Consider the following 13,311-nt stretch of genomic DNA (forward strand, 5'->3'; position numbering starts at 1 on the left):
TGGATGAATGGTGATCAACCGCCACCATTCTATCCGTAATCTTGTTGTTATTTATTCCTTATGTTGACATTTATTGGGGTGGCTGTTATCTTCAGTTCCATTATGGATCTAGGAGGATTCGCCATGAATGCAGCCACCCCCATCAATCAAATCATCCCATCGAAAGAGCGGTCACCCCAAGCCATCGCCGTTGCCACCGAGTGGGCTGCTGAATTCACCAGGATGGGAATGTACGCAATTAAGGCGCAATCTATCTGCGATCGTGTTTCGCCGTGCTTCATGGCTGGGTGGGCTAAATTTCATAGCAATGTAGAAGTCATTGACTCTTGGCAATTGTTTAAGGGCGGAGCTGCTCACAGTTTTTTGATTGAACGAGTGCTACAGGTAACAGATAAAGAGATCGTCAGAATAAATGAGAAGTACGGTCATATTTATGAAGTGACAAGAATGGAATTTCACAAAGTTGCATGCTTGCTTGAAAGGCTAACAAAAGAAATTGATGTTGTTCAATCAATGGGGCTTGCCATGATGATAGTGGCGGAGTCTACTCCAAGCGAAATGGAACAAATATTTTCCATTGCAATCGCGAACGACCTTTCGGCCCTAGACAACCATCGAATTCACAATTTTATTGCCTATGAAGAGCGCAACAAGGTTTTATTGGCCATTCGTCGATACATCTCGTTAGATGATCAAGTCCGAGAAAAAATGTTGGAGCTTCACTCTCTGACTGAGAGTAAAAACATGGAAGGAAACCTCCAATGGTTTTCATTTGCTATTGAGCATGCATTTTATCCTGAAAAAATCAAAGAGTTGATTGAAGAGGCCAGTGATGCCACCCCATTGCATATTGTCTCAAAGCTTAAAGAAGGTCTTCAAGATAAGTTCAAGTCTAAAATATCTCAAGCCGGTCAAGAGCAAGGAAAGCCGGTTAGAATTGAATTTAAACTCTGGAATAATCCTGCAAGCAAAGAAATAAAAAACCTTCATCGGCTGATTGAGTGCGCTTACCTGATTATGGGGGAGCATAACCCTAATCAGCATTTGCTTCAGTTCCTGAGTGCTGCTGATGACTCAGCTGGAACAAACATCAAAGGGAGTAATGGACAGTCCGTTAGAGTGTTCAAAGAAGTGGTTAAAACAACTTTGAGTGCAGATTCAGTAGATAAATTGCTTGCACTACTTGATGCCCCCAGTGATCTGCTGGTGGATATGGTCCGTGACCATGCAAGACCTTCGGTTTAAAGGGGATATGAGATGAGCAACGCAAACACATTCACCTCACTTCGTCGAAACAGTCATCTTCGCTTGAGTGAAATTGATTATCCGGAAAACCCGTTTGAGCGAAACCCGAATGCCCAGGCTGCGGCAAAGCAATGGGCTGATAACTACATAGCGGGCATGCGGTATGCCCTTGAAGTCAATAAGCTTAGTCGTAAAATTATGCCAGCTTTCCGCTCCAATGTAACATTGGTAAGTGAGCCGCATATTATTTCAATGAATGCCTTGATTTCATTTTTGGGTGAATGCATTGATAATGTTGTGATCAAAACGACTGCAGAGCTTAACGTTCGGTATGGTGATTTTATTTTACACGATCCGAGTGCAATTTCATCATTGGCAAAAGTGTCTGATGAAATAGCGATACTCCCTCGATTTACAGTATCTGTTCGACATTATCACTTATTGGACGATGACAGCCGAGCATTGCTAAAAAAAGCGTTATTTGATAACGATTATGATGCGTTCAAAAATCAGTATCCCATTCTTGGCAGTAGAGATGCGATTAAGCCCGCCATGGATGCTCTTCGTCGCTATTTTGAATTGACCCCTGAGCTAATTTCTGAATTCAAAGAACACATCTTCGGGTATCGTGATGGGACTATTGGTGAATGGGTTTTTGGATTTCATCACTTTATGCTGGCGCATGTCTTTTTTCCTGAAAAGATTAAGGCTGCGCTTGATGATGTCAAAGCTAATGGTGCAATTCTGGCAGCAGAAAAGTTCAAGAGTGAGCTGCGAAATGTTTTTTTTCATGGTCTGGATAATCGAGCTTATGAGCAAGACAAGCCAGTAAAACTTTCATTCCGAATCGTTAATGGTGGGCCTAAAGAGCAGATCTCTGCTTTCGAAAAGATTGTCAGATTAGCTTATAGACTCATGGAAGAAGGCAACCCAGAAGCTCATTTGACCGAGTTTTTGAATGATGAGGTAGCAGCCGCGACCTTTAAAGGAAGCAATGGACAGTCAATTCGAGTATATCAATCGCATCTTACAACCACAGTAAGGGCCGACACTGCCGATAAGATGATGGCTCTCATTGATGTCCCTGATGCTGAGCTAGCGAGACTGATTGAAGCTATGGTAAATCGCTGATCTAATACAGCAATATTGCGTGGCGAAAACGAGCGAGAGGTATTCATGTCCACCGGGGATACACAGATACATGCACCGTCAAGCGAGGGCCTGGGCGAATACCTTGGCAGGGTGCAATCGGCTATTGAGTCACACGTGTCTTCTGCATGGGTGAGATTTGAGATCGCCAATATAACTGGGAACGCCACCCCTAATGCGGGTGGCCATCTCTATCTGGAGTTGATAGAAAAAGATTCTAACGGGAAAAGCATTGCCAAAGCTCGTGCAGCTCTTTGGGGCGGGAAGAGGGTGATGCTCCAACGGTTTTACAATGAAACAGGATTACAGCTGGCCATTGGTATGTCTGTGCTTGGAAAGCTTTCTTGCAACTTCAAACCTGAGTTTGGGTTGACACTCATTCTGGAGCAATTAGACCCCAGCTTCACCCTGGGTGAGGCTGAAAGAAGACTGCGTGAACTCCGGTTGCAGCTTGAGCAGCGTGGGTTGCTCACATTGAATCGATCGCTAATTCCACCGTCAGACTTCAAACATGTGGCGGTGATATCTCCTGATAACGCGGCGGGCCTTGGTGATTTTAATACTGTTGCAGATCGGTTAGCAAAGCATCGGCTGTGTGAGTTTCATTACTTTCCAGCCGTATTCCAAGGATCCAACCTTTATCCTTCCATGAAGGCTGCATTCATATCTGCGTTTGAGCTTCACAATCAGCTATTAGCCAGCGGTGAAAAGCTTGATGCCTTAGTTGTTATACGGGGTGGAGGAGATGCGAATGGACTTAATGAGCTCAACAGGTTTGATGTTGCCAATTTAGCCAGCAAGTTTCCGGTGCCGGTACTGGTAGGGATAGGACATGACCGGGATAACACAATCTTAGACGAGCTTGCTTGCGTAAGATGCCCGACCCCAAGCTTGGCTGCAGCTCACATCAGCGATGTCATTATCTCTACAGCGCAAGCTGCAGCCACTGCACACCATTTGACAGCTCAGCAGTCAAAATCATTACATATCCAGGCTGAGCAGCATTTAGTGAGCGTACAGCATATGATAGCTGCATGCAGGACAGGTTTACTCAATAAAGTGCAGCAACAGCTGATGGCATCGAGATACGCATTTGAAACGCAAGCATCGAAAATTTGTCAACAGCAAGGTCAGCAACTAAGCCACTGTGGCGACGTGATACATCAACAGGCCATTACAATCACAGAGCAAGCTTGCCAGGCACTGATCCGTAGCCGAGAACTAATGCCGAGTATAGCAATGCAGCCACTTCAGCAAGGGATTGTAATGCTACGTCATCAAGCCCAAGAGTTATTAATTAACAACCCCTTGGCAATCTTGGCCAGAGGGTATGCTTTTGTGCAGGACTCTAGTGGAGTGCTGGTTACAAGCCCGGAGCAAGTCAATTCAAACGATGAAATTCACATCCTAGTTAAGGATGGGACCATTAATGCCAAAGTTATGTTGCAGGAGGTAGTTAATGAATGAATCAAAACCAAAACAACAGGCAGCTGATCTGATCAGCGAATGCATTGCTGAACTCGGCCAACTGATTAATGATATGGCTGCAACGGATACCGTTGCTGATGCTGAGGCGAAACTCTGCGTAGCTATCAACAATCTCCACCAGGCTCGTTTCTCACTTCCTGGCATGACCTACGCTCAAGCGACTGAAATTCTCAACAAAAACTTGGAGGAACTACAGTCAATGAATGGCAATAAAATGCCAGACATTGACCGCATCATTCCCTTGGTTAGCGAATCTAGCCAGGTGATGACTTTCATGCAATCTCGCATTGACAATGTCAGTAACTATTTGGCTGAAAAGGATTGATATAACAATGCCAATTGATGCCGAGAACAAACACTTTGCAATTGCAATCTTTTTGCATTGTCCGTAACGCGCTTTGGCGTTATCATTGCCTTGCAATGACCAACCACACATTGCAAGCCAATTTAAGAGAGAATCTATATGATCACTGTTAAGTACGTTGTAACCGATTCCAAGGGGAATGAAGTGGGCACATTTACTGATGCTAATGAGGCCGACGCGCACGATAAAAAAATTGCCGCCATGGAAAAAATCATGGCAGTAATTTCCACTATTCCTGCAATGGCAGCTCTGGATGAGCGCATGCAGGAAGACATTGCGATGGCATTGGTTGACCGGAAAGAGGATGTCGAAAAGGCATTGGCCGCATGCACCGGAAAAAAACCGCGCAAACCGCGCAAACCCCGCGAAGTGCCTGTGGCAGCCCCCGCTGTTGAACCCCCTGGAGCAAGTGGGAAACCATCATCAAGTGACGCAGGCCCTAATGGTAATGAGCCTGCCTTGGCTCCGGTCTCATAGCGTATAGGCTGCGCTCTAGTCCATGCATCTATAAGGCGGGCCTCAAGGCTCGCCTTGGCGGGGGATACAGTAATGGAATTATTGTCTGATGATTTATTTAAGGCGAGGGAGCCCTTAGTTCCAGGGGTTGATGCGCCACTCTACGTCTTTGAGCTGAATCAGCAAAACAAATCCGTAATTGTTGTTCAAACTGACATACCTTATGAAGGTTTTTTTGACGACGGATTCATTCAGTTTTTATATAAAATAACTCGGGCTCAATTACCACAAAATAGAGTTTCCGATAGAATGCTTTGCTATTCCATTGAAACTCAAGCGTGGTATTGCTATCACATATCGTCAAGTGGTTGCATTGAACCATGCAGACGACATTACCAGGTCATGCCAAATAATGTTTCTGTTGCCGTTGATTTAGCTCTTAATTGTCATGAGCACACACCGGCATCTGTAACCATAATGCAGTGATCTGATTTTTGTTCAATGGAAGGGACTCCATTTTCGTTTAACTCCGGTCGGCACGACTGCAATCCTCGTGGATCTTTCTCAAATCATGACATATATTGACAGACTTGAAACATTGCTCACAGCAATGCTAATTGCTGCCGAACAAGCTCGATTAAACCAGGCAGAGACATGGTCTGATACTGCCAAGCGAAATTTTATTCTAAACTGGCTACGTAAGCGCACTCGTTCGCGTCGATTTGGAATCGCTCTTTCTGAAGTCATGTTGACCTATGAAAAGCTACTTGTTAACGATCGAAATGGCTCTTCAGCCACCAAGTTATTTGATCGGATTTATCAGGGAATCGCACACTACCGTGATTTAACTGCAACGCACCCCCATACAACCCGTTATGATGTCACCATGGCCTTACAGGCAATTGAAGCATCTGGCTTTCATGTTATGCAAGGTGAATGGAAGGAGCCCGAGGATGGCCATGAGCTGTTGTTTATGCCTAATGCTGACTGGCAAGAGTCCTTCAGTCATCCTCCTAGTCCCTCTCAAGACTTCGAGTCTAGCAAATCTGCGCTCATGATTGAGGATTGCGGTTTTTATTCTTGTATTCCGGAGCCCGCGCTTGTTGAAACCTTTTACCAACATGGTATCGTCTTGATGCGTGGTACTGAACAGGCTAATGTTAGGTTGAGTGACAAGGTTGTCTTGTGTGGTTACTTGATGCGGAATATCAATATTAATGACACAAGTAACCTGCAGTATTTACTTCCAACCGATTTAGCTCTCATGACTAAATACGTGACACTTAGTGAGTGTTGGTAACATACTTGACATCGGGATACTATGAAAAAGCAACTACCCCAACCAATTAAGGTTGTCTCTCAGTCAGCTGATGAATATGAAAGCCGTTTTAAAAGAGCAAAATCTGAGGATACTCTTGATGTGATGTACAAAGGAGCTTGCAATAACGCGAAGCTCAACTTTTCAGATAAAGAGCTAACTCAAGAGTTGATAAATATAGAAGTCGCACTAGATCGCTGCCAGCAAGCTTTTGATACAACCCAGATCGGGATCAAACGTAAAATTGACCACCAGATAAAACAAAAACCGGAATCATCTCAATATAACCCTGCCGAAGAAATGCGAAAAATGTTATCCAGCATGTAACAATACCGTGTTGCTTGCTCAATCAGCCCTGGACATATCTCTATGAACTTTAAATTCCATCACTCTGTGCTCCTTGGGGCGCTACTGATGGCCGGATGTAGTTCCTCTCAGCACTCATCAATTAAAAAGGATGAAGTACAGCGCATTGAAGATGCTATGCAAGCCAGAGATGAAGGCTGGTTAAATGATAGAGCGCTAATTTATAAAGCCAGCTCAAAATCTGATGAGCAATTTGTAGCCGCATTACTCAGTGCGTGGCAATCAGCCCAACAATCCCCTAAACAAGGTTTAGCAGACCTTAAGCTGCTTGACCCTACCAGCACCTCCATACCTGCAAAACAACTTTACTACCTGACTTATGCGGAAATCTCACTTGCGAGTCGTGATCCAATATCAGCATCGCGCAGCATCTTAAGTGCTAGTGAAATCACTGATGCTGAACAACGGGGGAGGTTGCAGTTAAGAGCATGGCAATTGTTGCTGGCTACGCCGCTGGAAACGTTACGTGCAGCAGCTGTTCAGTATAAAGGATCTTCATTTGAAGGCTGGCTGAAGCTTTCTCAGTGGCAGCAACAGGTAGACCTGTCAGGAGTCTACGATGTGTCATCTCTTACCAGCTGGTTGCAGGCTAACCCTGAACATCCGGCTTGGCAGTATTGGCGACCACAGGGGACCGCGATATTTGAGGTGCAGTTGCAACCACAAGAGGCAAACTCGACAGTCCAGGTTGGTGAGCATTCATCTCTCGATTATCAATTAGGCGAGCTGTCAAATCCTGAAGCTATCTTTGTCCTGCTGCCACTAAGCGGCCAATATTCAGCTATGGCAAGCGCAGTAAAATCAGGAATTGAAGCTGCATTGGGCTCTGCTGCGCAATTGACCTTTATTGACACCAACATGATGGCTCCTAGCCAAGTTGCTGCGACCTTACCGCCTGGTAGCACGATTATCGGACCATTGCTCAAACCTGATGTGGCTGCTTTTGCACAAGCAGGTTCTAGTCCTCGTATATGGCTTGCTCTGAATCACATCGATCATAGTCAGCAATCTAACACCTATTTTATGGGGCTAGATCCAGCGGATGAGATTTCACAGATCGTTGGGCAGATGATTGCGCAACACCATAACAAGGTCTTGCTGTTGCTTCCTGACACCGCCAACGGACATCGTTATCATGATTTGTTCATGCAGGCTGTGAGTCAACGTAGCACAGACCTAGCTGTGACAGTGGAGTGGCTACAGCAAGACGATTCGGATCCATCCCGGTTATTAGCGATCATCGATCCCGATCGCCGTCGACAGCAAATGATGATAACTGGCCAGCCACCCTCAGACCCATTGCCAAGCCTGTTTGACGCTATCTTCGTGGATGGTAGTGCTAGTGATGTCACTCGCATACATGATTTCATCACGCTTTATGTTGACCCTCGAGTTCAAGGTCCAATCTTTTATCTCGGCAGCAAAGCGAATGAAAGTAGCCAGATCCCACCCTGGGATGATGTGCTCACACTCACAACGCCCATTTTGACCAAGGCTAAAGCGAACATTTACCAACAAGCTGTTCAGTTACTGCCATCACCGAATGCTGATCAACTACGATTGTTCGCTCTTGGCTATGATGCCGGGGTCTTGCTACCACAGCTTTCCAGCCCTGACAGCACCGCTTCGCATCCATCACAACATGATGGTGCATCCGGTACTCTTACCATCAATGCTGATGGCACAATCAATCGCGAGCTAAGCTGGGATCAGTAATCGTCAAATTTATTTCATGTGTTGACACATAGAGCGCCCCCTGTTACCTTTATTTTAATGGTACTTTTTAAGCGTTGGTGTGAATCATGAAAGTTAATCCATACAATCGGTCCCTTCTTATCATGGGATATCTCTTGAAAGTTGGGGCCGCAAGTGTGACTGACATATCGGAAAAACTTGGTTTCCGGCGCACTACCGTTGCCTCTTCCATTCTCGTTATTAACGAGCAGTGGCCAGATGTTTGCATTAGCAAAGATCACTTCAAGTATTCACTGACATCCTTCCCTCAGTGGTTATCTAAAGACGGTGTTATCAAATTCACCGACGACTTCATAGAACAGTTAGCCCAGATTGAACATGAGGAGACCCAGCAGGTCCTTGTGGAGCGCCAGCGAGTTTTGCAGGAAAAAGGGTTTTTGCCCACAAGGCAAAAATTGAAAATTTAAGGGGGCAGGATGGCACGATATTCAGCTGAACAAATTGGATTCATAAAAGATCGCTCTCGCGTCGTCGTAGGTAACTGCAAAGCTGGGTCTGGCAAAACAACTGTGCTTCGAGGGTATGCGAAACATAATCCTCAAGAACGGATCCTCTACTTGGTCTTCGGTCGTGCCAATCGTGATGAAGCTATTCGCAAGTTCCCTGACAACACAACAGTCCTTACATGTAATCAGCTTGCGTTCCAGTATTGTGGCCACGAGATACAACATAAGCTGAGTGCCAGCTTGCGTTTACGTGACATCAAAGACTTTCTTGGCATCGGTGACTGGGGCGTTGTGAAAAAGGTCATGGAGGGCGTGCAGGCATTTATGGCCTCCGCTGATGATGCGCCATCTGATCAACACTGTGATGGAAATGCCGGTATCGTGGAATTGGTCTTTCGAGTATGGAAGGCGATGGCTGATCCAAGGTCTAGCTTCCCTGCTACCCATGATGTCTATTTGAAGCAATTTCAGCTTCAGAACCTCGACTTAAGTGTTCTTTTCGATACGGTTTTACTGGATGAGTTCCAGGACACCAATCCTGTAACCGCTCGTATTGTGCTGAATCAGACGAAATGCAAACTGCGCCTTGTTGGAGATCAGTTCCAGCAGATGTACCGGTTTAGAGGTGCAGTTAACGCAGTTGGGCTGATTGAACACCTCAACCCATCTTTCCATCATTTAACGACATCATATCGCTTTGGCCCGGCAATTGCGGACCTTGCAAATAAACTACTTTGGCACCTGGGTAATGAACACCCGCTAAAAGGATTGCCGAGCATCAATAGCATGGTAGTCAGCAGGCTAGATCCGCTGCCATCACACTATACCTGTTTGCAACGCACTGTTGCCGGGACTATAGAGGCTGCTTTGGCGTGTGCTAAATCACAAAAGACTATGCACTGGGTCGGGGGGATAAAAAGCTATAACATTGATGATATGTTGGATATTTATTTCCTTAGCAAAGACGAGCATAGCAGTATTAAGAATAAGAGGATTTTGAAGGAGTACAGCAATTTTTATCAATATAGAGTTGCCGCTTCAGAATCTGGAGATCATGAGATGGGACGCAATGTGCGTATCATTGATGACTATCCAAACCTTCAGGCTGACATTGAGACTATTCATCGGTTTACCGTTCCCAGCGCCCGAGATGCAGATGTTATTTTGACTACAGTTCACCGGGCCAAAGGTATGGAGTGGCCAGTAGTGCGGTTATCTGATGATTTTCTCGAGCTGTTCAATGCAGATCTTGGAGATCTCAAAGTCATAGATGAGCTCAACCTTGCCTATGTTGCCGTAACACGTGCTATCAACGTTTTGGAGCTAAACACACAAATCCAAGTGTTGCTTTCATTACACAATGAAGAGGTCTCAATTTTTGAGCGGCGCGAGGAGCTTTTTTCATCTGGAATGGGCGCATCAGCTAAAACGACATCCAGAAAACGCTCTATGTACAATCTGCCAAGAAATCCATTTTCCCGTAATCGAGGCAGAGGACGATATTAACGTGGCTCACGGAAAGACTTCTAAAAATGCAATTATCCACCAAAATTTAGGCCAAAAAAATGGCTGACGCGATATGCGCCAGCCGGATTAAAAATGACTGTGGTGCTGTTTTAGCCAAAAGGGTTGTCTAATCCACAGCCATGACAATTTAACTAAAATTAGACGCAATTGTCAAATTGGATTATATTTTCATATGTTGACGCAAATGCATTGAACATTGATAATATATTTATTGCAATATTAGGTATGGGGTTCATATGCAACAACCGCAAAACGGCTGCATGACCGAGGCGCAATTCAAGTCAATTTGCGAGCACTTCACTCGTCAATCTGATACCGCACAAAAAGCGGCAAAATCAATTTTAGTGAATGGGGAAGAAAGTAGTTTGGTGTCAAAAGCATTTTCCCAGGTGCTGACACGCCAAGCAATCTCTCGAATTAAATTGCATATAAAGCGCAGTTTCGACCTTGTCCAAGCATGCTATCCACCTGGTGGGAGCGATCAACTCACTGAAGAACGATTGCGCTTTATCTGCAAAATATGCAATCACGGAGCACGATCAACCGATGCTTATAAAAAGGCATTGATTGATGGCGAATCCGTTTCGAAGTGTGCTGCTGAAGCCAAAATGTTCCAGAGTTTTTTTGAAGAACGTATGGAAATAATCAAGCAAATTCATAATGAATTTGTAACTAATTTTACCAAGACCCCGAGAGGCCAATCTGATGAATAAACAAGAACTGATCAACAACATTGCTGAACAAGCTGACATCTCCAAACAGGATGCCAAAAAGGCCCTGGATGCGATGCTCGCAGGCATTACCGAAGCACTTTCCAAGCGCGAGGAGGTCTCCCTGGTTGGCTTTGGTGCCTTTACTGTACGTCATCGCGCCGAACGCCAAGGGCGTAATCCGCAAACTGGTGCCACTATGACTGTGGCGGCAAGTGACATCCCGACCTTTAAGCCTGGGAAGGCACTGAAGGATGCAATCAATAGCTGATCTGCTTATTCCTCAAGCGCCACTTTAAACAGGTCGGCCAAAGGAAGATGGTTGCAACACCCTGTCAGCTCTGCGCTGACAGGGTGTTTTTTTGCTCTTGTTTTGAGATCTTGGAGTAACAGCCTGTTACGATGCAACGAAGAGAGGAGGGGGGTGTTGCTGTTTGTGGGTTATTTAGCTCTGGCAATGGTAAGTCTCTCCATGGCCATTATGAGTTCGCATCCAGAAATCCTGTCTACCCCTTTAGTGTCCCGGCGCGGTGGAGTGATAGGCTTGCCCTCAATAGTTCCTGTCAACATCCAATGGCGTAGCTGACCTATTGATATGCCTAGCGGCACAATGGCGTCTCGCATGGGCCAAGAGTGCCTTAACATCATATCCTCTCGGTCAGGGTCATAAGTGCCTGATTTAAGCCTGGTCAATGCTCTATTCGCCAAATGCTCCGCCATCGCCCCGAATCTATTTTCACTGTACGCAACTCGATAATCCAAATAGACAGCTACCCATGAGTTCTGATTTCGTTTAACGAACCCTTCATTTATTTTACTCACATGCTTTCCTGGAACATTTACTGTTATTGCTGATCATAGCAGCCACCTTGCAGTGGCATCAAACCAGAGCCAAGCCATCTAAGATGTAGGATGAACGGTCAGTGAGTGTGTGAATGGTGCCGGTCTAGTGTGGGGGCTTCATGACGCCTACGGGCAGATGTCAAAGCTGATGGAGCGTTATGAATGCAGGAAAGTAGACAGGTTGTAGCAAGGTGGGAACTGAAGGGGTCTGCACAAGAGAAACAGTGTTGTGCTTCTATGCGCGACCAGCCTCGCTATGGAGCGAGAGCGATCGCCTATCCAAATCTTGTGTGAGAATGTAAAAAAGCGGCCTGATGGCCGCTTTCTTTACATTCATGATTTCTTAATCAGAATGTCAGGCGAGTGGTCAGCATCGCACCGACAGCGTTATCTGAGCCGATCTGGCCTGCCAGGTCGATATGGAAGACATCCCATGGTGAAACACCCAAGCCTGCGGTGAACACATTTGGCATTTCACCACTGATGTCTGCACGATATCCCGCACGAACTTGAAGCCATTTGGCGATATCCAGCTCGGTGCCAATGCTTGCGTATTGGGAATCCTTCACGCCCTTGAATGTTTTGGTTTTGTTCACATCAACATCAGCTGCGACAGTAACCCAATCATTTGAGTAGGCAGCACCGATAGTTCCGACCGGTGCGATCTGGTAAATATACTGTGAACCAGCAACATCTTTGGTGGTCACGTCTTTGCTGATAATGTTACGAACTGTTGCCCCGTAGGTAAAGGAACCGACATCCAGTGCGGCACCCAGATCAGCGTTAACGTGAGATTCGCTGCTGCGATATTTATCGTCAGTCACGTCATCGATCTTGTAATCGTAGATGTTGGCGCTGTAGTTGAAGGTCTCAATTTTCTGGACCTTGGGTGTAACGCCGACATACAGAGGCATGCCAGACAGATCGAATTTATGGGCCAGGGCAACACCGTAGTCCTGAACAACTGCAACCACTCCAACTGCAGTAGAGTTGAATTTGTGCGCAGGATCAACGGCCAGAGCACCAGAGGCAACTCCGTCGAGGTAGTCCAGGTCAGACTGAGTTACGTTGCTCCCAACAAGGCCTGCCGCATACGCATTACCAAACATTGATACAGACACGAGCTCGTTAGGGATCGCGACTTGCAGGTTTGCACCTACATTACCCGCCGCATATTTACCCTGGGCCTTTTTGAAATCTTGGGAAAGCTGACCAGCTGCGGCTTGCGCATTGCCGCCACTGTTCACCACATCGTTGTACTGCTTGTAGTGGTTGTCGATGTCGTCAAAGACATCGACAAGGTTGTCTTTGTCAGAAACTTGAGCACCGATGGAGGGCAGAACTACAGCGAAATCATCTTCGCTCTTGTACTTGGCTACCAATGCAGGGTTTACCGGCGCGGCGACACTGTAGTGGCTGCTGGCGACACCAACACCACCCATAGCATCATTGCGGGCATCAAAGCTGGAACCCGCTGCAAAGGCATGGCCAGACATGATGGCGGATACTGCGAAAGCGATCTTGAGTTTGTTCATCCTTAATTCCTCGTAAATTGACCTGAGACTGTTTGATTTAAAGTTAACTATTTTTCGCCAATATAATACATCAGCTTACTTCAATGGCAATCAATGTTTAAATGTATGT

At 45.9% G+C, this 13,311-nt stretch carries 14 protein-coding genes; 13 read left to right on the top strand and 1 reads right to left on the bottom strand.

The genetic code is table 11. The features are described from left to right. Positions 1 to 123: 123 nt before the first annotated feature. The 13 genes from AAHA41_RS08235 (at position 124) to AAHA41_RS08295 (ending at position 11,095) form a co-directional block, all read left to right on the top strand. On the top strand, positions 124 to 1,245 hold the full coding sequence (locus AAHA41_RS08235; RefSeq protein WP_323071059.1) for a hypothetical protein: 1,122 nt from the start codon (positions 124 to 126) through the stop codon (positions 1,243 to 1,245). A gap of 12 nt (positions 1,246 to 1,257) precedes the next feature. After that, positions 1,258 to 2,376: a hypothetical protein gene (locus tag AAHA41_RS08240; protein ID WP_323071061.1), complete on the top strand. Its 1,119-nt coding sequence runs from the start codon at positions 1,258 to 1,260 to the stop codon at positions 2,374 to 2,376. A 45-nt stretch (positions 2,377 to 2,421) separates the two neighbouring features. After that, positions 2,422 to 3,861 carry an exodeoxyribonuclease VII large subunit gene (gene xseA, locus AAHA41_RS08245; protein ID WP_323071062.1) on the top strand — a complete coding sequence of 480 codons (1,440 nt, stop codon included), beginning with the start codon at positions 2,422 to 2,424 and terminating at the stop codon, positions 3,859 to 3,861. Further along, the gene (locus tag AAHA41_RS08250) at positions 3,854 to 4,207 is read left to right on the top strand and encodes a hypothetical protein (protein ID WP_136501752.1); all 354 of its coding nucleotides are present in this window, start codon (positions 3,854 to 3,856) and stop codon (positions 4,205 to 4,207) included. Before xseA ends, AAHA41_RS08250 begins: the two co-directional genes overlap by 8 nt. Before the next feature lie 138 nt (positions 4,208 to 4,345). Continuing rightward, the gene (locus tag AAHA41_RS08255) at positions 4,346 to 4,723 is read left to right on the top strand and encodes a YebG family protein (protein ID WP_136501753.1); all 378 of its coding nucleotides are present in this window, start codon (positions 4,346 to 4,348) and stop codon (positions 4,721 to 4,723) included. A 72-nt stretch (positions 4,724 to 4,795) separates the two neighbouring features. Then, a complete protein-coding gene (locus AAHA41_RS08260) occupies positions 4,796 to 5,188 on the top strand; it encodes a hypothetical protein (RefSeq protein WP_323071064.1) in 393 nt (130 codons plus the stop codon). A gap of 85 nt (positions 5,189 to 5,273) precedes the next feature. Further along, complete coding sequence (locus AAHA41_RS08265) at positions 5,274 to 6,002, top strand: hypothetical protein (protein WP_136501755.1); 729 nt, start codon at positions 5,274 to 5,276, stop codon at positions 6,000 to 6,002. 21 nt (positions 6,003 to 6,023) lie between these two features. Then, positions 6,024 to 6,347: a hypothetical protein gene (locus tag AAHA41_RS08270; protein ID WP_136501756.1), complete on the top strand. Its 324-nt coding sequence runs from the start codon at positions 6,024 to 6,026 to the stop codon at positions 6,345 to 6,347. 42 nt (positions 6,348 to 6,389) lie between these two features. After that, a complete protein-coding gene (locus AAHA41_RS08275) occupies positions 6,390 to 8,102 on the top strand; it encodes a penicillin-binding protein activator (protein WP_136501757.1) in 1,713 nt (570 codons plus the stop codon). Positions 8,103 to 8,188: 86 nt separating this feature from the next. Beyond that, complete coding sequence (locus AAHA41_RS08280; RefSeq protein ID WP_136501758.1) at positions 8,189 to 8,548, top strand: hypothetical protein; 360 nt, start codon at positions 8,189 to 8,191, stop codon at positions 8,546 to 8,548. 9 nt (positions 8,549 to 8,557) lie between these two features. Then, positions 8,558 to 10,093: a UvrD-helicase domain-containing protein gene (locus AAHA41_RS08285; RefSeq protein ID WP_136501759.1), complete on the top strand. Its 1,536-nt coding sequence runs from the start codon at positions 8,558 to 8,560 to the stop codon at positions 10,091 to 10,093. Between the two features lie 257 nt (positions 10,094 to 10,350). Next, the gene (locus AAHA41_RS08290; RefSeq protein WP_323092185.1) at positions 10,351 to 10,827 is read left to right on the top strand and encodes a hypothetical protein; all 477 of its coding nucleotides are present in this window, start codon (positions 10,351 to 10,353) and stop codon (positions 10,825 to 10,827) included. Next, positions 10,820 to 11,095: an HU family DNA-binding protein gene (locus AAHA41_RS08295; protein ID WP_136501761.1), complete on the top strand. Its 276-nt coding sequence runs from the start codon at positions 10,820 to 10,822 to the stop codon at positions 11,093 to 11,095. Before AAHA41_RS08290 ends, AAHA41_RS08295 begins: the two co-directional genes overlap by 8 nt. A 919-nt stretch (positions 11,096 to 12,014) precedes the next feature. Here the strand turns inward: AAHA41_RS08295 and AAHA41_RS08300 are convergent. Continuing rightward, positions 12,015 to 13,202: a conjugal transfer protein TraF gene (locus AAHA41_RS08300; protein ID WP_136501763.1), complete on the bottom strand. Its 1,188-nt coding sequence runs from the start codon at positions 13,200 to 13,202 to the stop codon at positions 12,015 to 12,017. Positions 13,203 to 13,311 lie beyond the last annotated feature (109 nt).

It is taken from the genome of Aeromonas sp. SER, from assembly GCF_038739615.1.
In the GTDB taxonomy this organism is placed as follows: domain Bacteria; phylum Pseudomonadota; class Gammaproteobacteria; order Enterobacterales; family Aeromonadaceae; genus Aeromonas; species Aeromonas jandaei.